General features: G+C 42.9%; 22 protein-coding genes. 10 read left to right on the top strand and 12 right to left on the bottom strand.

Annotated features, from left to right (window positions below; genetic code table 11):
- The first annotated feature begins 110 nt into the window (after window positions 1–110).
- Both ATB74_RS05205 and mrdA read left to right on the top strand, forming a co-directional pair.
- Window positions 111–1,766, top strand: coding sequence for an ABC-ATPase domain-containing protein (locus tag ATB74_RS05205; RefSeq protein WP_061016989.1), 1,656 nt, complete (start codon window positions 111–113; stop codon window positions 1,764–1,766).
- A 368-nt stretch (window positions 1,767–2,134) separates the two neighbouring features.
- Window positions 2,135–4,033 carry a penicillin-binding protein 2 gene (gene mrdA / locus ATB74_RS05210; protein WP_061016992.1) on the top strand — a complete coding sequence of 633 codons (1,899 nt, stop codon included), beginning with the start codon at window positions 2,135–2,137 and terminating at the stop codon, window positions 4,031–4,033.
- A 131-nt stretch (window positions 4,034–4,164) separates the two neighbouring features.
- On the opposite strand, the gene ATB74_RS05215 is transcribed toward mrdA, so the two are convergent.
- Together ATB74_RS05215 and ATB74_RS05220 are read right to left on the bottom strand one after the other, a co-directional pair.
- Entirely contained in the window at window positions 4,165–4,785 is a 621-nt protein-coding gene (locus ATB74_RS05215) for a DNA-J related domain-containing protein (protein ID WP_061016994.1), read from the bottom strand.
- 308 nt (window positions 4,786–5,093) lie between these two features.
- The gene (locus ATB74_RS05220) at window positions 5,094–5,939 is read right to left on the bottom strand and encodes an isopenicillin N synthase family dioxygenase (protein ID WP_061016996.1); all 846 of its coding nucleotides are present in this window, start codon (window positions 5,937–5,939) and stop codon (window positions 5,094–5,096) included.
- Window positions 5,940–6,140: 201 nt separating this feature from the next.
- Between ATB74_RS05220 and ATB74_RS05225 the strand changes: the two genes are divergently transcribed.
- The gene (locus ATB74_RS05225; RefSeq protein ID WP_061016998.1) at window positions 6,141–6,749 is read left to right on the top strand and encodes a DUF2238 domain-containing protein; all 609 of its coding nucleotides are present in this window, start codon (window positions 6,141–6,143) and stop codon (window positions 6,747–6,749) included.
- 109 nt (window positions 6,750–6,858) lie between these two features.
- Here ATB74_RS05225 and ATB74_RS05230 read toward each other — a convergent pair whose 3' ends face one another.
- From ATB74_RS05230 to ATB74_RS05250, 5 genes are all read right to left on the bottom strand, one after another.
- Complete coding sequence (locus ATB74_RS05230) at window positions 6,859–7,110, bottom strand: hypothetical protein (RefSeq protein ID WP_017060071.1); 252 nt, start codon at window positions 7,108–7,110, stop codon at window positions 6,859–6,861.
- A gap of 21 nt (window positions 7,111–7,131) precedes the next feature.
- Complete coding sequence (locus ATB74_RS05235) at window positions 7,132–8,040, bottom strand: DMT family transporter (protein WP_061016999.1); 909 nt, start codon at window positions 8,038–8,040, stop codon at window positions 7,132–7,134.
- Between the two features lie 30 nt (window positions 8,041–8,070).
- Window positions 8,071–9,762 (bottom strand): SgrR family transcriptional regulator, encoded by a 1,692-nt coding sequence (locus ATB74_RS05240; RefSeq protein ID WP_061017002.1) that lies wholly within the window; start codon window positions 9,760–9,762, stop codon window positions 8,071–8,073.
- A 154-nt stretch (window positions 9,763–9,916) separates the two neighbouring features.
- Window positions 9,917–10,150: a DUF3389 domain-containing protein gene (locus tag ATB74_RS05245; protein WP_017064605.1), complete on the bottom strand. Its 234-nt coding sequence runs from the start codon at window positions 10,148–10,150 to the stop codon at window positions 9,917–9,919.
- Between the two features lie 65 nt (window positions 10,151–10,215).
- A complete protein-coding gene (locus ATB74_RS05250; RefSeq protein WP_004730936.1) occupies window positions 10,216–10,641 on the bottom strand; it encodes a hotdog fold thioesterase in 426 nt (141 codons plus the stop codon).
- A gap of 139 nt (window positions 10,642–10,780) precedes the next feature.
- Between ATB74_RS05250 and ATB74_RS05255 the strand changes: the two genes are divergently transcribed.
- Complete coding sequence (locus ATB74_RS05255; protein ID WP_061017004.1) at window positions 10,781–11,569, top strand: M48 family metallopeptidase; 789 nt, start codon at window positions 10,781–10,783, stop codon at window positions 11,567–11,569.
- Window positions 11,570–11,706: 137 nt separating this feature from the next.
- On the opposite strand, the gene ATB74_RS05260 is transcribed toward ATB74_RS05255, so the two are convergent.
- Window positions 11,707–12,789: a site-2 protease family protein gene (locus ATB74_RS05260; protein ID WP_061017006.1), complete on the bottom strand. Its 1,083-nt coding sequence runs from the start codon at window positions 12,787–12,789 to the stop codon at window positions 11,707–11,709.
- Between the two features lie 357 nt (window positions 12,790–13,146).
- Here ATB74_RS05260 and ATB74_RS05265 point away from each other — a divergent pair, with 357 nt between their 5' ends.
- The 3 genes from ATB74_RS05265 to ATB74_RS05275 all read left to right on the top strand — a co-directional run bounded on the left by ATB74_RS05265 (window position 13,147) and on the right by ATB74_RS05275 (window position 17,709).
- Window positions 13,147–14,400: an outer membrane protein transport protein gene (locus ATB74_RS05265; protein ID WP_061017008.1), complete on the top strand. Its 1,254-nt coding sequence runs from the start codon at window positions 13,147–13,149 to the stop codon at window positions 14,398–14,400.
- A gap of 18 nt (window positions 14,401–14,418) precedes the next feature.
- Window positions 14,419–16,923, top strand: coding sequence for a VolA/Pla-1 family phospholipase (locus ATB74_RS05270; protein WP_061017010.1), 2,505 nt, complete (start codon window positions 14,419–14,421; stop codon window positions 16,921–16,923).
- A gap of 228 nt (window positions 16,924–17,151) precedes the next feature.
- The gene (locus tag ATB74_RS05275) at window positions 17,152–17,709 is read left to right on the top strand and encodes a PhnA domain-containing protein (RefSeq protein ID WP_061017011.1); all 558 of its coding nucleotides are present in this window, start codon (window positions 17,152–17,154) and stop codon (window positions 17,707–17,709) included.
- A 72-nt stretch (window positions 17,710–17,781) separates the two neighbouring features.
- On the opposite strand, the gene ATB74_RS05280 is transcribed toward ATB74_RS05275, so the two are convergent.
- The gene (locus ATB74_RS05280) at window positions 17,782–18,696 is read right to left on the bottom strand and encodes a LysR family transcriptional regulator (RefSeq protein ID WP_061017013.1); all 915 of its coding nucleotides are present in this window, start codon (window positions 18,694–18,696) and stop codon (window positions 17,782–17,784) included.
- Between the two features lie 237 nt (window positions 18,697–18,933).
- On the opposite strand from ATB74_RS05280, the gene ATB74_RS05285 reads away from it, so the two are divergent.
- The 3 genes from ATB74_RS05285 to ATB74_RS05295 are packed head-to-tail and all read left to right on the top strand — an operon-like array spanning window position 18,934 to window position 21,386.
- Window positions 18,934–19,146, top strand: coding sequence for a DUF1656 domain-containing protein (locus tag ATB74_RS05285; protein WP_004730923.1), 213 nt, complete (start codon window positions 18,934–18,936; stop codon window positions 19,144–19,146).
- A gap of 10 nt (window positions 19,147–19,156) precedes the next feature.
- Window positions 19,157–20,017, top strand: a complete 861-nt coding sequence (locus ATB74_RS05290) for an HlyD family secretion protein (protein WP_061017015.1) — start codon at window positions 19,157–19,159, stop codon at window positions 20,015–20,017.
- 13 nt (window positions 20,018–20,030) lie between these two features.
- Complete coding sequence (locus tag ATB74_RS05295; protein WP_061017018.1) at window positions 20,031–21,386, top strand: FUSC family protein; 1,356 nt, start codon at window positions 20,031–20,033, stop codon at window positions 21,384–21,386.
- A 109-nt stretch (window positions 21,387–21,495) separates the two neighbouring features.
- Here the strand turns inward: ATB74_RS05295 and ATB74_RS05300 are convergent, their stop codons facing one another.
- The 3 genes from ATB74_RS05300 to ATB74_RS05310 all read right to left on the bottom strand — a co-directional run bounded on the left by ATB74_RS05300 (window position 21,496) and on the right by ATB74_RS05310 (window position 24,644).
- Window positions 21,496–22,785, bottom strand: a complete 1,290-nt coding sequence (locus tag ATB74_RS05300; RefSeq protein ID WP_061017020.1) for a DEAD/DEAH box helicase — start codon at window positions 22,783–22,785, stop codon at window positions 21,496–21,498.
- A gap of 355 nt (window positions 22,786–23,140) precedes the next feature.
- Window positions 23,141–23,329 carry a hypothetical protein gene (locus tag ATB74_RS05305; protein WP_017059812.1) on the bottom strand — a complete coding sequence of 63 codons (189 nt, stop codon included), beginning with the start codon at window positions 23,327–23,329 and terminating at the stop codon, window positions 23,141–23,143.
- A gap of 313 nt (window positions 23,330–23,642) precedes the next feature.
- Window positions 23,643–24,644 carry a TerC/Alx family metal homeostasis membrane protein gene (locus ATB74_RS05310; protein ID WP_061017022.1) on the bottom strand — a complete coding sequence of 334 codons (1,002 nt, stop codon included), beginning with the start codon at window positions 24,642–24,644 and terminating at the stop codon, window positions 23,643–23,645.
- Between the last annotated feature and the right edge of the window lie 463 nt (window positions 24,645–25,107).

The following is a 25,107-nucleotide window of genomic DNA, read 5'->3' on the forward strand; positions in this document are numbered from 1 at the left end:
AGCAGTTAGTTTTGGATTTAGGTCTACTTTCTCTTTACTCTAAAGGTGGTGATTTTTATAATCGCCGCCTTTCTGTTTTTATCTTTCCCCTTATATAGGCATTCCTCGTTATGGATCAGTTGACTGCAAAGCTTAAAAAGCTCGAAAAACAAAACTACCGTGCATATCAACAAATTAAAGGTCAATACGACTTTGCTGATTTTGAATTACACATCGACCACATCCAAGGTGACCCATATGCGTCAGCTTCTCGTTTTCGTGCAACGCGCGCGTGGTCGTTAACTGGGTTAGATTGGCTGAAAGAAAAGTCTTACGAATACCAAGTAGCAGCTCGTGATTTTATCGCGCGTAGCTTCTCTGAGTTCGCAAAACAAGAATCAACCGTGTCTATCGCACTGACAGGTCAAACGGTATTAGACAACACAGCTGTTGTTTTCACAGAACACGGCATCGAAATCCGTTTTCGTATCAACCTACCAGCTGATGGTCGTAGCATTCTTGCTAAGAAAGCGAACAATATTATTACGTTTTACTTACCGAAGTTTATTCGTCGCGCGACGCTTGAGCGTGAGCTGAACATCGACGCAATGATTAAACATTGTGAAACGATCGAAGACCAAGAAGCGCTGCGTGCTCAACTAGATGAAAACAACCTAGCGGCATTTGTTGCAAACGGCAGCGTGCTACCACGTATCGCGGGTAACTGTGACCTACCAATGAAAGATGCAGTGCCTTTCGTTGCTCCAGAATCATTGAGCGTTACTTTAAACACTCCAAACCAAGGTGACGTGACAGGCCTAGGTATTCCAAAAGGTATTACGCTGATCGTTGGTGGTGGTTTCCATGGTAAATCGACACTGTTGAACGCCGTTGAACGTTCTATCTACAACCATATTCCTGGTGACGGTCGTGAAGGCATCGTAACTGCGATTGATACAATGAAGATCCGCGCTGAAGATGGTCGATGTGTACACAGCTTGAACCTGTCAAACTACATTAATCATTTACCAATGCAGAAAGACACGTCTAATTTCAGCACACAAGATGCGTCTGGCTCTACGTCTCAAGCTGCTTGGTTGCAAGAGTCGATTGAAGCCGGTGTTCAAACTCTACTTATCGATGAAGATACGTCAGCGACTAACTTCATGATTCGTGATGAACGTATGCAAGCGCTAGTGTCAAAAGGCGACGAACCAATTACCCCACTTGTTGACCGTATAGGCCAATTACGTGAAGAGATGGATATCTCTACCATTGTTGTAATGGGCGGTTCTGGTGATTACCTAGATGTAGCGAACACTGTGATTCAAATGCACGACTACCAAGCGGTAGATGTGACTGAAAAAGCAAAAGACGTTATTGCTCAGCACCCTACTCAGCGAACTAACGAATGCGAGACGGCTTTAGAAACGTTTGTGCCACGTTCATTGAACCGTGCTTCACTCATGAACATTCTTACTGACGGTAAGTTCCGTGTTAATGCGAAAGGCAAAGAGTCACTGCGTTTTGGTAAAGAGTTTGCAGACCTTTCTGCCCTTGAGCAATTAGAGTCGCCGTCTGAAGTGAACGCGATCGGTTGGGCTTGGTTCCAATTCGCACAAACTCCAGGTTGGTCAAACAACCCTGCGAAAGAGTTCAACGCTATTTTAGAAAACGAATGGCACGCTAACATGCCTAATTACGGTGACCTAGCGAAACCAAGAACATTAGATGTGATGGCTGCTCTGAACCGTATGCGTAAATCTCAGTTCAAGCCTTCGAACTGATTTCGTTAAATATCGGATTTATTGTACTTCTAGGCTTTTGAAGTTCTAAGTTTCTAACTTTCTTAAGCTATTAAGTAAGCAAATTAACCTTCTACGGCTCTCATTCTGAGGGCCGTAAATTTATCTAATCTCTATTTACCTAACCGCTAGTGTTATCAAGACTCTCCAACGCTATGAATTCATAAAACCAATCTTTATATCAATTACTTATCATTCTGTGTAATAAGAAAATTAAAGGCGCTGTTTACTACCATCTAATACTGTCGATCCCAAAAATCATGACACAGCTTTTACAAAACCCTAGTGATATTCAGATAAAGTCCCGACTCGACAAGTGTAACTAAATGTAACAAAACCTTGAGGCTTCAATGAATCATAAACGCGTTAAGATGCGTGACCATAAAAAAGAAGTAAACCTATTCAAAAATCGTGTAATCGTCGCTTTTTGTGGGATCTTGCTCTTCACTCTTGTCTTAGTTGGTAACCTGTACCGACTCCAAGTCGAAAACTTTAAAAGTTATCAAACTCGTGCCGATGGCAACAGAATCAAAGTACTCCCTATCGCCCCTACTCGTGGGCTTATTTACGACCGTAACGGCGTCTTGCTTGCGGAGAACAAGCTTGTCTTTGATCTGACGATGATTCCAGAGCAAACCGATGATGTCGATGCAATGCTCGCCAAGCTAGACAAATACGTCCCACGTGATGCCGAGCAGATCGCTCGATTCAAAAAACGTTATCACAACACTCGCCGTTTCAAATCAGTGACGATATTAGAGAATCTAACGGAAGAAGAGATTGCAAAGTTTTCTGTGCATCAATACCAATTCCCCGGTCTATCTATTGATACCAGCTTAAAGCGCTTTTATCCGAATGGTGAAGTCCTTACCCATGTATTAGGCTATGTAGCACACATCAATGATAGCGACCTCAGAAAGCTCGAAGAACAAGGTATAGACGCAAATTACCAAGCTACAACAATCATCGGGAAGCTTGGAGTTGAACGTTACTATGAAGATATTCTACATGGGACTAAAGGCTATCAAGAAGTCGAAGTAAATAGTCGTGGACGAGTTGTCCGAACTATTGAGTACGTGCCGCCAGTAGCCGGCAAAGATATCGTGCTAAATATAGACCTTGAGCTACAAAAATACGTCTTTGAACAACTTAATCACCGAACTGGCAGCGCAGTTATTCTCGATCCGAAAGACAACAGCGTGTTGGCGATGGCATCTAGCCCGAGTTATGACCCGAACCTATTTGTGGATGGCATTTCGAGTAAGAACTACCAACGTCTATTAAATGATCCTGCTCATCCGTTGGTAAACCGCACGACCTTAGGTGTTTATCCGCCTGCATCAACTATTAAACCATTTATGGCAGTAGCAGGACTGCAAGAACACGTCATCTCTGAGGATACTATTCGTAATGATCATGGAGTTTGGAGAATTCCGGGGTCAAAACGAAACTCTAAATCATGGCGAGATTGGAAGCGCTGGGGTCACGGTCCTGTCGATGTCACCCAAGCCATCGAAGAGTCCGTTGATTCATTCTTTTATCAAACCGCGTTTGATTTGGGTATCGACCGCATTTCAAGCTGGATGAATCGCTTTGGCTTTGGTGAACCTACGGGTATCGATATCTATGAAGAAAGTACCGCCAACATGCCGACTCGAGAGTGGAAGATGATGCGTTATCGTACCCCGTGGTATCAAGGCGACACTGTCCCGATTGGTATTGGTCAAGGTTATTGGACATCCACGCCAATGCAACTTGCGAAAGCGACCTCGGTGCTGGTTAACCATGGAAAGGTAATGCCACCGCATATATTAAGAGCCACCTTAGAGCACGGTGAAGATTTTAGTACACAGCAACTTGTCGAACCGGAGCCAATGCCTTCGATTACAGAAGTACCCGATAGAATTTGGGATGTACCACTCAACGCAATGCGACTCGTAAACCATGGCAGTCGTGGTAGTGGTAGACGCGCATTTAAGGGAAGCGACTACACGAGTGGTGGGAAATCAGGTACGGCACAAGTGTTTGATCTTGCGAAAGATCAGGTCTACAACTCGAAGAAACTCGCTAGGCACTTACTTGACCACGCCCTTTACACGGCTTTTGCACCTTATGAACACCCAGAATATGTCGCGACTGTGGTTATTGAACATGGTAACGGCGGTTCAAAAGTCGGCGCTCCTTATATTCGTAAAGTACTCGACTATGCATTTGAGCATAAAAGTGGTGAGAGTAAAGATCACTCGTAGCACCAACAAATAAAGTAGTTACAACGCATAACGTAATTACAGCACTTAGCGAGCCCCGCTTGTATCACTCACAATGTGGGGCTTTCTATTTTAGGTGTCCAACCAACTAGGCAGCTAAAAGCTACGTTCGATTACGAGTTTCGTAATACATGCCATGCTTCACAGAGTGTCTGAAATTTTGCGGTGTTACCTTGCTCTCTGTCTGGATGCCATTTCAACGCCAGTTGTCGCCAACGCTTTCTAATCTCGTGGTGGGTCGCATCCAGCGGTAATTCAAACAGGTTCAATGCTCGGCTTCGATCCATATCGAGTTCATCACCACCTACAAACTTTCTGTATCGAGTCCAAAACTCGTTCAACAGCCTTTTGACTTCGCCCTCATCCGCTTCATAGTTAACCCAATTAATATAGTAGTCTCGAAGTGGGTCTTGATGATCGATGCTGTGGCTGCTTCCGTGATAACGACCGTTCATCAATTCAATGTCCATCGCTTGGACTTGGAGCCAACCATCAGGGTGTAAAGTTTCTTGAAGCTGATAAAGCGCATTCATGATGAGGAAGTTCTTTTTAAACAACTCTTTCTCAGGTATCGGGTCTAACACTGGCACAAACCCAAGGTCGTTCAAATGAGCCGCCAATGTATGTACTTTCCATCCGCTTGGCTTTTGCTTAAGCACTTCCATTATCGGCCAAAGCAACGGGTTTTCCATATGGCAATGAAAGTTTGCTCTCACATCTTGATGATTCGACATAGTTGACTCAGTTAGCTTTTCTGAATTAATGGATTTTCACAACAGTGCTTCTATAAGTAACCTGTTTCTCATCCATTGCGTATCTTCTTTAATTGAAAGCGATTTTCTACGATTTGTCGAGCTTAAGGACAAACAACTTTCTAACGTTTGGCTTAAAGACACCTTCCATCGTCAAAAACTGAGTACCTTTAGTTGAACACAATCGTTAGCAATAAAGCCGTTCTTCTTTGGTGTGGATACAAAAAAGGTCAGCAACTTAGCTGACCTTTCACATCTATCCTAGTTTTAGGGACGGAGCATTTAACTCATTAGATAACGCCAAGCTCTCTTAGACGTTCCATTAGGTATTCATTTGCTGTGTACTTTTCAGACAGCACTACTTCTGGTTTCGGGTGAAGGAATAGAGGCAAAGAGATACGAGACTTCTCTTGGCGTTCACCTGATGGGTTGATTACACGGTGAGTTGTCGATGGGAAGTAACCACCTGATGCTTCTTGAAGCATGTCACCGATGTTGATGATCATGTTACCGAAGTCACATGGAACATCTAACCACTCGTCATTTTGAGCTTTAACTTGAAGGCCCGGCTCGTTTGCAGCAGGAAGTACCGTCAGTAAGTTGATGTCTTCGTGTGCCGCAGCGCGGATTGCACCTGGTTCTTCATCGCCTTGCATTGGTGGGTAGTGAAGAACACGAAGCAAAGTCTGTTCGCTGCCGTTGATCATTTCTGATAATGCAATAGAGAACTTCTCTTGAACTTCTTGAGGGGCATGCGCTTCAACCCAGCCGAGAAGCTCTTGAGCAAAAGCGTTCGCACGTTGGTAGTAATCCAGAATCTGTTCTTTCAACTGCTCAGGGATTTGACCCCAAGGGTATACGTGAAAATACTCTTTAATGTCTTTTACAGTGTGGCCCTTTGCAACTTCAGACACTGAAGGTGGAAAATATCCATCTTGTGTTTCAACATTGTAGTGGAAGTTCTCTTTCTCTTTCTCTTCAGAGATGAAGAATTGGTACCAGTTTTCGTAAATTGACTCAACAAGCTCTTTTGGGATCGGGTGGTTCTTAAGAACACCAAAACCAGTTTCACGTAGAGAGCGAACAAATTGTTCTGCTGCGTCGTCAGCAAGATAATCGACAGTTTCCAGTTTCATGACTTTCTTTCTTGTAATGTAGTAATAGAGCGATTTTAAGGATCGCTTTGTTGTAAATCAAACTTTTGTGAAACTCTAGCAACCGTTTGTCTAGATACTGGGCGATAACGCTACTTTTCAACAAATCTGGTGATTAAAGTCCAATTGAACACTGTTCATTATTGTGTAACACTATTAAAAACTTCGACGAGAGATCTTGATATGACAATCACGCCACTTGCTCAAAATCGACCATTACTGTCATTGACGACGCTGTATTTAATTGTGTTTCTATTTTCAGCGTTTGCTCCCTCTTCAAGAGCGGTATGGATTGCTGAAATCGTCCCAGCGCTTGCGATATTGGTGGGGATTTGGTGGTTATCAACAAAGCTCACCTTCACTAAGACAGCGTATATTTTGATGTTTATCTGGCTGATTTTACATACGATAGGCGCGAAGTATACCTTCGCTGAAGTGCCATTTGATTGGTTCAATAACGTGATAGGTTCTGAACGCAATAACTTTGACCGTGTCGCCCATTTCTCTATTGGCCTTTATGCTTACCCGCTCGCTGAGTACTTAATTAGTAAAAAACTGGCTCAACCGGTACTGGCATGTTTCTTTGCGCTATTTGCGATCATGAGTGTTGCTGCAGGTTATGAAATTATAGAGTGGTGGTACGCGGAGATTGCAGGTGGTGATGAAGGTATCGCGTTCCTTGGTTCACAAGGTGATATTTGGGATGCACAGAAAGATATGCTGTGTGACACCACGGGCGCAATTGTCTCGTTATTACTTCTTAAGCTTCAAGGTCGTGTCAGAGCTTACTAAGCTCAATCCTTTATTCTGAGTATCAAAAGCAACGTTGTTGAAATGCCACACACAAACTGTGCTGTGGCATTTTTAGTTTTAATATGACTGCTTGTTTCATCGTGACGGGTTATTTCATCGTTACCTTGCCACCAACAAATTTGTAGGCTGGCGTACCTCGAACCAAGGTATCTCGCGCAAACTCAATCCCGCATTCAGGGCACACACATGGTTTTGTCGTGAAATCTTCAACGATACGCTCCTTAAAACATTTCACGAGTGCACCTTTACCGCCTTTTCGATACTTGAAAAGTTGCGTCTTACATTTAGCGCAGAATATCTGAACCGTTTTGGTCGGTTGTTTCTTGTTGGGTTTAGCCATAGAGGTTAGTGATTGTCCTTATTATTTCTTAAGTTTAGGAGCGACAAGAACCAAGCTTATCCCAAGTAAAATGACAGTCGATGAGATAACAAATTGCATGGTAACAGGTTCGGATAACAGTAATACACCACCAAGTGTGGCGATAACTGGAACAGAAAGCTGTGCAATAGACGCAACCACCGTATTCAGTTTTTTTACCACGTAATACCACAAACTATAACCTATACCAGAAGCCACTGAGCCCGACAATATTGCGTAAATCAAACCTTGTTCAGTGATGGAGGTTTGCGATGCCACACTAGGGATAACAAGTAGCAGGCTTACTAACACAAGGATCGCTAGCGAGCTAAATCCAAAGTTGGCTGTCGTAGATTGCAACGCGTTTGTGGATTTCTTTCCTGCCAATGTGTAAATGCCCCACCCAACTCCAGCCAGAGACATCAAGATGATAGAAACTAAGTCGGGTGCCTGTGTCGATTCCGTTGGCATTAACAAGTAAACAAGCCCTGCCACAGATAACAAACATCCGCACCACTCAATTAGTGACATTCTGTTGCCAGAAAACAAGTGCGCGGCAATCATCGTAAATTGCACTGCGACAAACAACACCAGAGCACCAAGACCTGCGCCAAGCTCTAAGTAAGCAAACGAAAAACCAAACATGTACACGAGCAGTGACAATATTGATGTTAATTGAAACTGTGATTTGAGCTTTGTGTATACCGATATACCGCTGTTAGATGAACCCTGTTTAGGTTTGGAGTTCGAAGATAAAGTCAATAAAATCAGAAGTGTAAGCGCACCGGAGATGACACGCACGATCGAAAAACTCAAAGGATCAATCGTTTGATCCATTAAAGCCCAGCGACACAACACTGAATTGGCTGCAAATGCCACCAGCGTAATAAATGTGACCATCATAGTTTGCATCGTTTTTCCCTAATTGAGTTTTCTTGGATTTCAATCAACGTCAGGCTTCACCCAAACTTGGCTAAAGTCGAACCATCCCAATGCATTACACTTTGCGTTTTGCAACGTACCACATTGGTCTTTGTTTACGCCTAGCCAACAATGGAACATCGGAATCAATTGGTTGCTTTGTACCAGTTGCTTACCGAGTTGCCTTGCTGGGAACTGTTCAAACTCACCAGAGCGCCAACGATCAATCATATGGCACCATTGATCAAAATCGTCTGCGGGGCTCGATTCATCGAGGAAACTATAATCCATAAGCCAGCATGCCAGTGCATCGTCTCTGTTATTAGCGATACCCATTGGGTTAATCCAAATATCAACATCGTCGGCATGTGGAGGATCCGTTTCGTAACCGTAAAGAGCAACGTCGATATTGTATTGTTTCAACATGGTGACAATGGCCTTGGCAATTATAGGGAACATTGAGTGTTGGCATTGGTATGCCAATCTTATGGTAGGCTTCGAATCTGCTGGTGGGCAAACTGGTGCCTTTAACTTTATGTCATACCAACCCGGTTTTATTCCATATGCGTGCAACATGCCTAAATCGATCAAGGTTTCTTTCGGAATATGCATAAACAGATCTGCGGCATTCAAAGCGTTAGACAAAAATTCTGCCCATGCAGGGTTTTGCGCGATGCCCTTCTTTCTATTCAACAGTAAATACGTACAGCCAGGGTCAAGTTCTACTTCGTCACTTTCACTACGGTCTGCCATTACTGGTTTAGACAAGCTTGGGTAAACCATTGAGGAATAAGCCTCATCGACCACCCATACCTCCACACGATCAATCAACGGCCTGAAACCGAAATAACCGTTGAATGCGTTCAACACAAGTTGCTTTTCGTCATTCTTTTCAATGCGATAAGGTCCTGTACCAATCGGTCGAATATCGTAGTCTTCACCACGTAAAGTCATTGGTAAGGTAACTTTAGCGACCGATTCCGTTAGCGCGAGCGGAAAGTACTTGTCTGGGCGTGTGAGAAAGACATCAACTACACAATTTGCAGGTGAAGAGACATCTTTGATATGTGAAAACATGTTGAGAGGTTCGAGCGCAAGAAGCGTATCTACAACATGATTGGTTAACAGAGGCTCCCCGTTATGGAAACGAACACCCGGTCTCAAGAAAAATCGCCATTGATAGTCACTGATTTTTTGCCACGAATGAGCAAGGTCGGGCTGTAACTGATCATTCTCATCCAAACGCGTTAAGCCACTGAATACCTGGCAAACGATATGTTGTTCAGATCGTCGCATCGATTTGGTTGGGTTGAGCATTGAAAGCGGTCGGTAATAAGGTAAACGAATAACCTGTTCACCTTCTTGATATTGTACCCCCAAGTAGTTTTGAATAACTTGGGTGAGTTTGGCTGCATTGTGATCAAGCACTGACAGCGCTTGCCCAATTTTACCTTCTTGTAGGTAGCGTCTTGCTAAGTTCTCGCTGACATCACAACGATTCTGCTTAAAAATAAGTTGAGATAACTTGCCTCGACCAGCTGCGGGTAACCATTCTACCCACCCTTCTTCTTCAAGCTTATTGAGTACCATTCGGGCATTACGACGGGTACAACAGAGCACATCCGTGATGTCGTCGAGCTGAACATCAGAATCTTTACCATCGAAGTATTCAAACAGGGTTTCAAATTGAACGCGAAGTCTTGGGCTGCTCATAAAGAGGAAAACTTATTCAAAGGACATTGAATTCAGTTTCCCTATTTTGTAGCGTAAAATCAATATTACTGCCACGATTTTATTGCGAATTATTGAGTATGACATCCTAAGATGTTATTCAATCTGAAGGGCTAAGTGCTTTTATAGTATAGGATTACATCACATCGCAGCCAATTTCGTTAGCGATTTCACGGAGCTGCTGTTCGTCGTCTAATTTTATCGACCATTTACACTCAGAACCGTTGGCTGAAATGACATTTGCCCCTTTTCCGATCAGTTGAATTGCATCAACTTGAGCTTGCAACGTGACTCTATGCTCACCATCTAAACGAACAACCAATTCATGTGCGGTTGCGATGACTTTTCCACTTTTAAACGTTATGACCATGGGCTTCTCGGACTACTTCTTTAAATACTGATTACTCGTTCTAATTACAAAATCGGCTGACTCTATTATCGCTTGTGTTTTTTCACGGCAATGGTTAAGCGACTTGTACAAACTAAGCGTTGACGTTCATCAGTGATATTGATCTGCCATACTTGAGTAGAGACACCCAAGTGAATTGGCTCAGCGGTACCGATGACATGGCCTTCACGCATTGATCTTACGTGGTTCGCATTGATATCGAGCCCAACGCAATAGTAACCTTCTGGTACGCAGAAATTTGCAGCCAATGAGCCAAGTGTTTCTGCCAGCACAACTGATGCGCCTCCATGAAGCATGCCAAGTGGTTGATGCGTAAAATGACAAACCGGCATGGTTGCCACCAAGGAGTTATCGTTTACTTCGGTGTAAACAATGTTGAGGTGTTCAATTAAGGTATTTTTTGAGGTCGCGTTGAAGGTATCTAGGTCAACGGGCTTTTTCCAAATACTCATATAGGTTCCTTAATTATTGATCTTGTTATCGCGTGCATAGCTTTTTTCTATATTACCGCTGTTAGTTATCTTACAGCCCTTAGCTATTACGCAAGTTGATGTTAACATGCATAAAAACCGAATACACAGAGGATATTTTATGACGTCATGGATGAAGTTTGCCTCGCTTCTCACACTTGCAGGCCTAACTGCATGTAGCGCTTCTCCGACAGGCAGAAACCAATTGCTGCTTTTTTCAGATAAAGACATGTCTCAGCTCGGAGCACAATCTTTTGAACAAATGAAGAAAGAACAACCCATCAGTAAAGATGCCAAAACTAACGCTTATGTACAGTGCGTAGCGAACAGTATTACTCAACACATTCCTAAGCAAGGTTTTAGTGAATGGGAAGTGGTGGTTTTTGATAGCGACCAAGTGAATGCATTCGCCCTACCTGGCGGAAAAATCGGTGTATACACTGGCTTACTTAAGGTTGCAGTCAATCAGGACCAACTCGCGACGGTTATCGGTCACGAAGTGGCACACGTTCTAGCGGACCACAGTAATGAGCGCCTTTCTCAGTCTCAAATCGCTAATACTGGATTATCTATTACTAATGTTGCGTTAGGTGCATCAGAGTACAAGCAGTATCAAGGTATGACGATGGCCGCGTTAGGTTTAGGCGTTCAATATGGCGTTATTCTGCCGTATGGACGAACTCAAGAGTCTGAAGCCGATGTGGTTGGCTTAGAGTATATGGCTCGAGCTGGGTTCGATCCAAACCAAAGTGTCAACTTATGGCAAAACATGGCGAAGGCATCAGGTGGAAATCAGCCGCCAGAATTGCTTTCTACGCACCCTTCCCACAGTACGCGTATTAAAGATCTTCAAGCAACGATAAAGACGCTTCCTCAATCGGGTTCACCAAGACCAAATTGCAAAGCGTAGTCTAAGTTAGAATCGATTAGTTGGTGTAAATACAAAAATGCCCTATCCATATTGGTTAGGGCATTTTTAGTTTATTGCTAACTAACAGTTCAAGTACACTATGCAGTTAAATAAACCCAACAACAGAAACTCACTGGTTAAGTACCAAGAATTTGTAAAGGTAGGCTCAATAGCTGATCACCTGTCGATGCAAAATACCAGATAACACCGATCAAACTGCTCACTAAACCCACATACCAAACGAACGACACGACTTGACCGTATTTGTCTAACGGCAACAAATGACTGTGATGACGCCCTTTCCATTCGAACAGTATTTCAACACTGCCCATGATCAATAAGAAACCAAACAGGGTTAAATTCAATTGATAACTCAATACCACGCCAGCAACAGCTGCCGCGACACACAATACAATGCCAAGCAAACTGTTCATCGAGAAACTGATACTTTTAAGAACATGACCGCCATCAAGAGGCAAAATCGGCAGTAGATTGAACAGGTTTAACAAGGCATTAAATACCGCAAGCCCAGCAAAGAACATCTCGCCAGTCGCCCAGTACAACACCATAAATATCAACGACAATATCAAGCCAAACAATGGCCCCATGATTGAGATAACCACATCTTGCCAGCGCGTATTAATCTTTTCATCGGATAACGCCAAACCACCAAGAAATGGTATCAAATAGATGCCTTTGGTCTTCATGCCAAAGTATTTCATCGCTCTGATATGACCGTACTCATGGAACATTAAACAGGCAATTAAGGCCAGAGCAAACTGAATTGAAAACAACCATGAGTAAGCCGCTAAACTCGCAGAAGCAAGAACGACCTTAATTAGCTTAGCGCTTTTCAGCGCTTTCATGCCAAGCGACACCAACCCAATTAAGCTAAAACGCTTCTCTGGTATAGGAGCAACAATAGGGGTTTGTTGCTCGATATCTTTGGTATTTCGATTGCCTTCGGTAATAGTTTGGCCATTAACCGATGCTTTATACGTCATCTCAAACGGTTGCCACTGAACGGTCGATTCGACGTGACACTGCAACGTTTCTTCTCCAGCACGTAGTGCAAATTCGTGTGTTCGTGCGTCTTCTTGGTCTGTGGTCGCATCTAATTGAGATACCAGAGTGTTGTCCCAATACAACTGTTGCCACCCTGCCATTGACCCTTCTAATCGAAGTGGTTTACCAAGAAACTCTATCGCGAGTAATTCCAAACTTAAATTCCAATTTAATGACTTCTAACGAGTGTCGATATTATGCCGATTTAGCGATTGGCGGTAAACATAAACAAAGTTGTTACATATTGAGCTATTGAACACTATTTGTACCAATAGCTAACATAAACATTCTGGTCACACCTCCAACCACAAATAAACTATTGATTGTAGTTATATTATTAGTGTTAAAGTGCCGCCCCTCGAAAATATAACCTCACAAAATAGCAACTATTTCTTTGACTTTATATAAAACATGAATTTAACATGCTGTTTACATTAGAGCTTCAACACCAACAATGCTCAGTGTGTTTTCAAACAATAATAATGAAATTCGATACCCTAGGAGGGTCAAGGATGAAAACAATACAACGCTCTCTCGTTTCGCTTTCTGTGCTATTTGCGTGCAATTCACTTGCGGCTGGCTTCCAAGTTGCTGAGCATTCTGCATCAGGTCTTGGTCGCGCATTCTCAGGTGAAGGCGCTGTAGCCGATAACGCGAGTGTACTAGCGAGAAACCCCGCCGCAATGACCCTATTTGATACAGCCCAATTTTCAGGCGCGGTTTCTATCGTTGATCCCGAGGTAGACGTTACTCAAACCAAAATCAATGACAGCGACTTCAACCAAAAATCATCAGATGTCGCTCCTTTACAAATTGTCCCTGCTGCTTATTACATTAGTCCTATCAACGACAAATGGGCTTGGGGAATTGGCATGTTCACGACTTACGGAGTAGCCACTGATTACCCAGATGATATTTATGCAGGTGATTTGGCAGGTGACACATCACTAATTTCAGTCAACTTAAATCCAAATATCGCGTACAGAGTTAACGATAGTTTTAGTGTAGGAGCTGGCGTTAACTTTGTTTATGCAGAGGCCGAGCTCAACAGACACAAAGGCAGCCTTCCTGTTGGTGGCTCACCAAGTGACAAACTAATCTCGATGACTGGTGAGACTTTTGCTTTTGGTTGGAATGTGGGCGCGTTATATGAACTGAACGAGTACAACCGTTTTGGATTTAGTTACCGATCATCCGTTGAACTCGACTTTGATGACGGTGAGTTCACTGATTACACAGGTCTAAAAATGGAAAACGGCGCTCCTGGTAAAACCACAGGGCGCCTAGAAATTGAACTGCCCGATATCTTCGAATTATCTGCTTTTCATCAACTTAACGATGCTTGGGCAATACACTATGGTTGGCAGTTAACTAAGTGGAGTAAGTTCAAAGAGTTAAAAGCCACTAGTTCAGATTGTAAAAACAATGAATGTTTCTTAAAAACCGAACATTACGAAGACAATCAAAGATGGTCTGTAGGTGCAACCTACATGGTTAATCAAAATTGGACGGTACGAGCGGGTCTAGCGTATGACGAGCAAGCTGGTGAAGCGACATTAAGCATTCCAGACAGCGATCGTATGTGGTATTCAGCAGGCCTCACCTATTCTATTTCAGAGAATATGACTGTCGATGCTGCATTTGCACTCGTACAAAGTGAAAGCGGTTCGTTTACCGAAACTGATGCGGCGGGACAAAAGCTTACATTTGATGCTGAAGGCGTTGCTTACCTTTCAGCGATACAACTTAACTACACCTTCAATTAACCGTACGGGAATAATTACATGAACAACAAATTTTCTTTATCTCTCGTATGCTCAGCATTACTACTTGCGGGCTGTGGGGACAATAGTGAAAGCTCTGGAGATTCAACAGCGGCACCTTATTCAGATGCAATCAACCAATCATTAGCTAGAAGTTCAAAAATTAGCTTCACTCTTCTAGGTAATGAAGCGGATGTTCCTCTTCCTTCGTTTTTCTTGTTCGATACCAACGATCACACTCTAAATATTCCGTTAGATGCAAATTCAACGGGACTCTTGAATGATCCAAAAGTAGCCATGGGTGAAGCTGATGGTTGGAGTACTATCATGCCGTTCACTATCAATGTGAATCTTCCAAGTGATAGGACGCTGAAGAATGATGTCGTGATGATGGGTACGACACCGTTTAGCGCGCACCTAAATGCCGGTGTAAAAGTTGCTAAAGTGGATGTTGACCTGAGCACCGGTGTCATGTCTAACTTTACTGCTCTAACTGCTGGAGTTGACTACTTAGTGGCATCTAGCGATTTTAAGACCATACAAGTTTTACCTCTTAAAGGTTTAGATCCTAGCTCTGACTACATCTATGCATTAACTGACTCAATTGTTGATAGCGCAGATGAACCACTTGGAACATCAAGCTCTTACGCATCTTTAAAAACGAAAGATATTGACCAAGCAGGCTCGCTCGATTTACCACAGAAAATCATCCATCAAGTTGAAGCGTTGTTCGCTGGCTATGGTTCTGTATCAAGCTCAGATGAAATCATATACTCATCTTGGTTTACTACGGCGTCGGCAGGTAACGTTATGAACGGGACCAAAGCTGCAATTGCACAAACAGTTAGCCCCGCAGTTACCCCGTCTGATATATGGAAGAACCTAGCGAATCCAAATAGTATTTCGGAAGCTGATCTTGATAATCTGTATACATTTACAGTTGATGGAACGAAACAGGATTTTGCTACAGCTGTACAAGCTGACGCGATGTTTAAGAGTGCATTTGGTGACGATGCTGCAACACAATTAGCTGCGGGTTATAACACTAACTTTTCAACACCAGCAGCAGCTTCTATTCAAGTGTATCGAGGAACAGTTGAATTACCGTACTTCCTGTCAGATTCGTTAACTAACAATGCGTGGAAAACAACGCCTTGGCGCAGTGCGATGCCTAGTGTTTTAACTATCTTGAATGTACTCAGCTCAGGAAGTGACTCGGACAAAACAGCTATTGCTACACAGCTGGCAGGCTTAGGGATCACAGAGCCTGCTACTCAACTCTATCAAGCAGAGTACCAACAATTACTCATTGGAGAAAAGTTAACTCTTGCAAGCGGAGAGCAATTGGATAGCGCTAGAGTTATGACGAAATACAGCGCTGTACCGCAAATTCGAGCAGCAAAGTCAGTGCCATTCGTTATGTTTGTACCTGAAGGAGCAGCTATCGACAGCAGTTTACCAATTTTACAGTACCAACACGGTATCACTAGCATCAAAGAGAGTGCTTATGCTTTTGCGATGCAGCATATTGGCGGCGCACTTACTGGATCAGCACCATACAAACCCTATGCAATTATTGCTATCGACCAACCACTTCACGGTCAACGCGCACTAAGTGCAGATGTTGTTACGACACCAACAACACCTACTGTATACATGAATCTTGAGTATTTACCTGTTGCACGAGATAACATCCGTCAGAGCGCCATTGATGGTCTTGGAGTTCGTTTTGCGTTAAATTCTGCTACTGATGCAGCATTTAGTAACCTCGACAAAACGAATGTGTCTCTATTTGGGCATTCTATCGGGGCGATTACAGGTATCAGCTCTTATACCGTTGGTAACAGTTCGTTGAACCCTGCTATTGATTCTATGTTTAGTTATACAAGTGCAACACTTGCTAACCCAGGTGGTGGCATTGCACCTTTCTTGCTTAAGTCAGGCTCGTTTTCTCCTGAGATTAAGCACACCGTGAGCCTATCAAGTGTAACCGAGTACCAAGCACATTATGTAAGTAACTGTGTGCCAGTTAGTAAGTCAGGTGGTGATTGCTTTAATGAATACTACACAGCCCTAAGTAGTGATAGTGCTTCAGCCTCAGACAAAGCAGTCAAAGCGACAATCGATTCGACCCTTACTTCATTCACTTATGCTGCGCAAACAGTTCTAGATAACGTTGACCCATATAATATTGCATCTACAACTACGGGACCTGTGCTTGGTATTCAAGCGAATGGTGACGAAACGATACCAAACTCGGTCGCTGAGTTTCCAACAGCAGGTACCGAACCCCTGTTTAAAAAGTTATCCTTGGTTAATACTGCACTGGACTCTTCGGGAGACAAGCTGGCTTCGTATTTTGACAAAGCATCTTCAGAAGCAGACCACTCCACTGTAATTTCTCAGCAAAATGCTGGTGATGCAGCAGCCAACGCAGAAATGACCTCACAAATTGTACAATTTACCTTGTCGCAAGGTACTGGCATTGCAACCGTAACCGCTGGCTTGTTAGATGCGAGTAAGTAAGCGCATGAGCAAAATTTAATTTAACCAAATGCCAGCCTAACCGCTGGCATTTTTGTATCTGTCGTTCGAACAAGTCCCCTAGTTAACCGTTTGCATAAAACTTTAAAACACAAATGGTTGATCTCAGCTAAAATTAATCAAGACAGAATACCGTACGACCTCTTTCTTTATTGTAAATAAAGTGGATAATAGCCCCGTAATTTAATACCTAATAAATGTGAGTCCATTATGTCTTCTGAAGCTACTATGCTAGAACGCTGCCAATCTAAATGTGAACTATGTGGTTCTGATTCTTCTCTTACTGCATACGCAGTGCCGCCACACAGCCACGTAACAGTGGATCACGGCATCATGGTATGTGACAAATGTCTTGGTGAGATTGACGATCCTAAAGATATCAACCACTGGCGTTGTCTGACTGACAGCATGTGGAGCCAGGAAGCGCCAGTTCAAGTAACAGCATGGCGTCAACTTACTCGTCTGAACACAGAAAGCTGGGCTCAAGACGCGCTAGACATGATGTACCTTGAAGAAGCAACATCAGTTTGGGCACAAATCGGTATGTCTGCTGATGACAAGCCTCTTGACGTGAACGGCGTTGAACTTAAGAAAGGTGACGACGTAACAGTAATCAAAGACCTGCCAATCAAAGGTACTAACCAAGTAATAAAGCAAGGTACTGTTATCCGCGGTATCAGCGTTGGTGACGACCCTAAGCTTGTTTCTGGTAAAACAAACGGCGGTCAATCAATGTACGTAATCGCTGAGTTCTGCCGTAAAAAGTAATTATTCTTTTAGCTGAACAAAATCTAAAAAGGCGCTAATGAATAATTAGCGCCTTTTTGATATCTCAAATTTTCACGACTTAAAACTATCAATAAGTTGCTCACGGTACTCTTTAATGACCGACACCAAAGAGCCTTTGATACCACTGACTTGTTTCGAATGCGGACACCACAGCGCGAATCCAAATTTGAATCCTTCCACCATTTGCGCAGAGTGAATGGGCTCTATTGAATGTTTTGAAAATTCAGAGTCGGTAAAAAATGCCTTAGGAAGAAGTGCCCATCCAAAACCCTCTTCAAGCATTTTAATCATTAACGAAAGCTGATCGATCTCTTCATAGTCAGAGCTCACGATAATCTTTTCAGACATACCTTCGTCAATCAGAGACTTCAATACGAACTGTTTAGAGTTCCTAAGTGCGACTAATACTTCGTCTTTATCGATATGTGAGAGATCTCCCCCTTTCTGTCCGAATGGATAGAACTCAAAATGCCCAAGGAAAGTAGAATCAAAACTGTGCATCGCTCGGCTATTGTGAGCATTCACAAGTCCAAAGTGATATTCCCCACTTTGTATTCCTTGTTTAATTTCGTTCTTATTCCTAACCAGAAAGTTCACTCGCATCATTGGGAAATCGTGTTTAAGTCGTTTTCGTATATCCACCAAAACACGTTGTGGAACGAAACTAGAATACGCGATTGTTATTTTCTCTAACCCACCATAAGAGAGGCTCAACGCCACTTTGTCAAAAGTACGAGCTTGCTCAATCGTCTGTTTTGCGTAGTGATAAAGGAGGTGCCCGTCCTCCGTTGGTTCAACAGAGCGCCCGACCCTTTCAAAAAGATTCACCGCAAGGTGATCTTCCAAGTTTGTAATCACCTGACCCACGGTCGTTCTGTGCTTGTTAAGCTTTACTGCCGCCTTGCTAAATGACCGCTGTTCATAGACGGTCACAAACGCGAGAAGTTGTTCAATACTAAAGTTCATTTTGATGTACTTACTTTCTTGGTCATGCATACGAGATAGAAAAACATCTACTGCATCAGAATAATAATGATAAAAAGACAGCGCAAAAGTGACTACTGATTTGTATCTTTGCTGCCTATCCTTCCTAGTATATACCTAAACCAGTCTGTATTTGATGGATCTGATCCTCTATATACGATTATTAACATCACCGCATTTCCTTTATCGTTATCTTCTTAAAACGATAGAGACAGACCCATGAACACAATGCCACATGAACTCGTGTGGGGTGAGATCTACTTCCCTCCTTTGCTATTGGTTATCGCTTTAGCCTATGTATTGACGATATTGACTGGCTCAATCGCGACAAAACTTGGGCTACATAAATATGTCGCTTTTCCTGCAATTGCCGAATTAAGCTTGATCGTAATTTTCGTCGGCGTTATCGGTCAATTCATTACCATCTTCTGAGGCATTCACCTTGATTAAACGTTATCTCATCACGCTACTACTGGTCGTTGCCGCAAGCTCTGTGGTTTATAGCTATTACCAATCTTATTCGAGTAACCCCTGGACTAGAGATGGTCAGGTCAGCGCTTACATTGTTTCAATTACTCCCCGAGTTACAGGGCAAGTAACTAAAGTCCATATTGAGGACAACTCACAGGTGGCGAAAGGCGACTTGCTGTTTGAGATCGACCCAAGCATTTATCAAGCGGCCTACAATAAAGCGTTGGCGACACAGAAACAGGCTCGCGCGCTCTTAGCAAAAGCTAAAAACGAAGAGCAACGTGCGTTGAACTTAGAAAAGAGAACGCCTGGCGCTATGCCAGTGCTGACGTTGAATAACCTGAATAACGCGGTTGAGACAAACGCAGCAAACGTAGCACTAGCAAAAGCCAATGTTGAAGAAGCGCATTTGAATCTTGAATACACCAAAGTGTACGCGCCAACAAACGGTTACATCACGAACTTAAACCTACGAGAAGGCTCTCAAGTGGTCGCTAACACACCGGTAGTTGCATTAATCGATGAAGACAGTTTCTGGATCGAAGGCTATCTCAAAGAAACTGATCTGGTCAATGTTGGCCCTAACGACAAAGCGCTTGTCACTCTTATGATGCACAACGATATTCAATTAGAGGGCCATATCAGAAGCATTGGGTTTGGTATTGCAACACAAGACGGCAGCACTGGTAATGACCTTCTTCCTAACGTGAACCCAAATTTTCAATGGATTCGCCTTGCTCAACGCATACCAATCAAAGTAGAGCTCGATAACGTGCCTGAAAACTTACAACTTCGTGTTGGCATTACAGCTTCGCTCAAAATAATCAAATAGTTGGATGGCTTTTATGTTCAGTGCATCAACCAAAGAAGCCATTAAAGCGGCTCTCGCTATTGTTATCTCTATCTGTGTTGCGTTGTGGTTTCAATGGGAGAAACCTTATTGGGCAGCAATTGCGGTTGCGGTCATGGCACTGAACGAGAGCTTTGCTCATTCAATAAACAAAGGCCACAACCGATTAATGGGCACTTTGTTAGGGACTGGTTATGCCTTTTTCTTGATTGCGATGTTTTCTCAGGACCGCTTTCTATTTCTGATGTTTTTCACCTTATTTCTCGGTACATGCATCTTCATGTCGAGTGATGAAAAATACGGTTATGTCTTTTCTATAGGCTTTGCAGTCTGTTCTATCATCTCTTGCATGGGTGGATTCGATAACCAAATTACATTCTATTTTGCAGTGCTTCGAATACAAGAAACTCTATTAGGTGTTATCACCTTCTCGATTGTTTATCGTCTAATCTGGCCTGTAAATACTGAGCAAAACTTTATACAACGATTTGAAACAAGCAGAGAAACGCTGATAGCAGCAATGCGCGATACTAACGACCTTGATATAGAAGCATTAGAGTCCAATACCGCTAATATTGAAAAGCTCTATCAACTGTTGGATTTGCCGCTCGCTGGCAGTTATCACCTAAAAGAAAATATTCACGCATGGCGTTTACGAATCAACGAAATGGCGCATATTCAAGATCGTCTGCTTGAACTCGCCTCGGATGAACTGACTCAAGTTATTGATTGGGACACTCTCACCCAAAAAATGGAAAAACTAGAGTTAATGGCGCCAAACTCTTCATTGATTGATGATGTGCCATTTGTGATGAGTGAGAAGAAAAACGTTTCTTGGCACCATGAGCACCGTACGTTTGTTCAACACCTAAATGAAGATGGGCGAAAAGTCTTACAAGGTGTATCGATGTTTGTCACATCGTTATTGGTTTGGATATACCTGCCTGTACCGGGTGGTTTTATCTTCCCGATGATTGCTGGCATATTTTCTTCAATGCTTCCAACTATGCCGCCGAGTGTTATTAAGGATGCGTTTTTTGGGGTTATTGGAACCGGCACGGTTATCTTGCTTCAATATATCTTTATCATGCCGATGATGACTGAATTGTGGCAATTGGCGCTGTTCTATTTCATCAACAGCATAGTGATATGGAAAGTGTTCGCGACACCTAAACTTATGGTGCATCGAATACTTGGCATAAACCTGCTGGTCGTACTGACATCTGGTGCGCTTAATCTAACACCGGTTTATCAAATCCAAACACCATTACTGATGTTAACTACATTGCTCATCATTTTGATGATAGGCAAATTATTCACTGACCTCTTTAGAGTCAAAAGTATCGCTTAATCTCAACACTCGCGTGGCGAAAATTGGGATAAGAAAAACAATAAAGGCGCAATTAAGCGCCTTTAGAATGTCTATTGTTTACTGACTCATATAGTTTACTGATTCTGGATCAGTTGTTGTTTAGCCACACATCTTGGTTTTGTGGAGCTTTCTTCTTCTTTTTCTTCTTGCCTGTACCAGCCGGTGGCGCAATAGGTTTTAGTGCTGCGATCAATTCAGCTGTCGCTGCTTCATCCACTTCAAAGCCTTCAATTTGCTCACGATCAAGACGAATCTTGTTCTTCTTCTCGATGATTTTGAAGTGGTGGTAATCTTCGTGATCGATCAAAGATAGCGCAAGACCAACCTCGCCCGCACGACCACTTCGGCCAATACGGTGCATGTAGTCTGACGGGCTACGCGGTAAGTCAAAGTTGATTACTACTGGCAGCTTCTCAATATCCAGGCCTCGTGCCGCAATGTCTGTCGCGATAAGAACGTCAATCTCACCTGATTTGAAATCTTCTAGAATACGAGTACGTGAACCTTGCCCTTTATCACCGTGGAATACTTCAGCGATGATGCCGCGCTTGTAGAGCTTGTCTGCTAGGTGCTCACAGCTGTTCTTCGCATTAACGAAGATCAGAGCTTGGCGCCATTCGTGTTGTTGAATTAGGTGTGCGAGTAACGCTGTCTTGCGACCTTTTTCTACTTCAAATACACGTTGAACCAGTGTGCTCGCATTGGCACTTTGAAGTTGAACTTCAATTGGATCGCTTAGTAGTTCGTGAGTAAGCGTTTGAACTTGCTCTGGGAAAGTCGCAGAGAACAATAATGTTTGTTTCTTGCTCGGCAATAGCTTCAAGATTGCATCAAGTTCTTCGGTAAAACCTAGGCTTAGCATTCGGTCAGCTTCATCAAGCACTAACGTTTTTACTTTGTCTAGCTTGATTGCGTTGCTTGAAATGAGATCAAGCAGACGACCCGGTGTTGCTACCAAGATATCAGTGCCGCCACGTAGCGCCTGCATCTGAGTGTTTACCGATACACCACCAAACACACACACCGTTTTAATCGCGCCGTTGAAATGTACAGCGTAAGATTTAACGCTGTCGGCCACTTGCTTAGCAAGTTCACGAGTAGGAACCAAGATAAGGCCAGAAACAAAGTTTCCTTTGCCTGAACGACGGTCCAGAGGTGCATCTTCATGAATCTTTTGTAACAGTGGAAGTGCAAATGCTGCGGTTTTACCTGAACCGGTATTTGCGCCTGCAATTAAATCGCGTCCTGCTAACACACTTGGAATAACTTGCGCTTGGATAGGCGTTGGCTGTTGGTATTCAAGCTCAGATAAACGAGCCATCAAAGGAGAGATTAAGCCAAGATCAGAGAAGTTGGTTGGTGTAGTGGTGTTAGTCATTAATTGCAGAAACTCAAAGCTAAAATAATAGCGCGCTATATTAACGTATTTCAGCAGTATTACGTAACTAAATCGCCCTTTCGCTTCGATTTCATCGATTAATACCCATCAGAAACGAAGTTATCAATGTGAGAACGTCGCTACTCACCGTATCCAACTCGTTTACATACATTCTTAGCTTTATCATTGTCGCATTTGGCGTGTGACAGACCGTGCTCCTTATACAAAGCGAATTTACTGTAACTTCAATAAAGACCGCTATGCTTATATTTTTCTTTCAAATACAAAAACGCCAGCTTCAGAAGCTGGCGTTTTTAATTCTGTCTTTCTTTTATTCTATGCGTTTACGCTTAGATTAACGGTTGATACCGATATCACGTTGCATGTGACCAGATAGGTCGCTTGCGTAGTAACTACGTGGAGAGTTGTCTACGAAAAGAATATCGAAAATGTGTGCAATCAATCCTTTGAAGTTAACCGAGTAGGTCTTCTTATCCATAGAGTTAGGAACAGCGATAGTATTCATTTGTACTGCTTGAGCCATGATTGCCTCTCTATAAATTTATTAATGTGTTTCGTTCTGATGACAAGAATAATAGGTGATCTTTTGCAGGTTAAAAAATGACTAAAATTAGATTTTGGGATTAGTTTTTCTAACAAAACAAACCATTAACAACACCACAAAATAGATATGCACAGCATGTGAGTATAAATTCAATATGGTGTTTAAATCATGCATTTAGTACAAATACCCCGCAAACAACAGTGGCCAATGTCACATAAAATTTACATAAATAAATTTTCCACTTCATCAACCACGTGTTCATTATCAACTTTTCGATAAGTTATATTTGTTTTTAATTTACTTGTTCAATACCTGGCTTCTTCGCATAAATCGACGCTATAACCGCAATCGTCATAGTCGAAATCAGTACAGCAAGTGACCAGTAAGTTGGGATAGCCCACTCACTGTCAACCAGTAGCATTTTCACACCGATGAACACCATGATGAATGCCAGTGCCGGTTTCAAGTAGATGAACTTATCCATCATGCCTTGCAGTACAAAATACAACGAACGAAGGCCAAGTAGCGCAAATACGTTTGCTGCTAATACCAAGAACGGTTCTTGTGTTACCGCAAAGATCGCAGGGATAGAGTCCAATGCAAACATCACGTCCATCACTGCGATCGCTCCGATGACCAACATCATTGGAGTGAATGCCCATTTAGCACCCTGTTTAACCATTAATGCAGGGCCATGGAAATCCTCGGTTACCGGCATCACTTTACGAAGTAGCTTTTCAGGCAGTGTATTCACACTCTCCTCTTCGCCTTTGTCTAATGCCAGCTTAATACCTGTACCAATCAAGAACGCAGCGAACACGTAAAGCACCCAGTGGTATTCCGCCAATAGCTGTGCGCCTAGTGCAATCATAATTGCACGAAGCACCAATGCACCAATTACCCCCCAAAGAAGCGCACGAGGTCTTAGATGCTCAGGAACTTGGTATTGAGCAAAGATCATCGCAAAAACAAACAAGTTGTCTACGCTAAGGGATTTTTCTAACAAGTAACCCGTAATGAATGACACGGTTGCTTTTTGCGCTGTGTAGTCACTATTCGGCGCATAAATGTCCCAAAATAGGTAAATAGAGCCAGCAAACAAAAACGCAAGTACAAACCAGAAAACACTCCAGATTGCCGCTTTCTTGATAGTAACGTTACCGCCACGAGTCTGATAGATATCAATAGAGACGAGAATAACCGTCAGTAGGAAAAAGCCCGCATAAGTCGTCATGATTGGCGATGAAAAAAAGGATTCACTATTGGTAGATAATAGAGATTGAGTTGAGTTCATTATTCCTCCGGGCGGAAGAACTGTACAAAGACCTTCCGCAAACAAAGCATATCAAGTTCCATTACGGATCTTGACTGTGATTGCGTTGGTCTCGTTGAAGTGAAATATGGGATTTCACCTTTACATACCGGATAGACTCTTGGCCTAACGAGATGACGATATGTAAACTTGCGCTAACTACTCCCCAAACGCGTGGATAATAATCCTCTGATTGTGTTTCGTCTATATAAATTTGCACAGAAAAAGCAAAAAAGGAGCGATCTGCTCCTTTTTTATTTCTGCCACTTACGCTTGTTATAGCGTGTATTGATAATAGGAATACTGCGGCTGTTCAAAAACCAATCTTATTCAGCACGCAAACCATTACAAACCTGTAGTCGGCACCAAATACACTAACGCTGACCAAACTGATACCCAACCAACAACCGCTACCGCATCTAACCAATCTTTCTTATCCATGCAT

It is taken from the genome of Vibrio splendidus, assembly GCF_001557875.1.
Taxonomy (GTDB): Bacteria; Pseudomonadota; Gammaproteobacteria; order Enterobacterales; family Vibrionaceae; genus Vibrio; species Vibrio splendidus_F.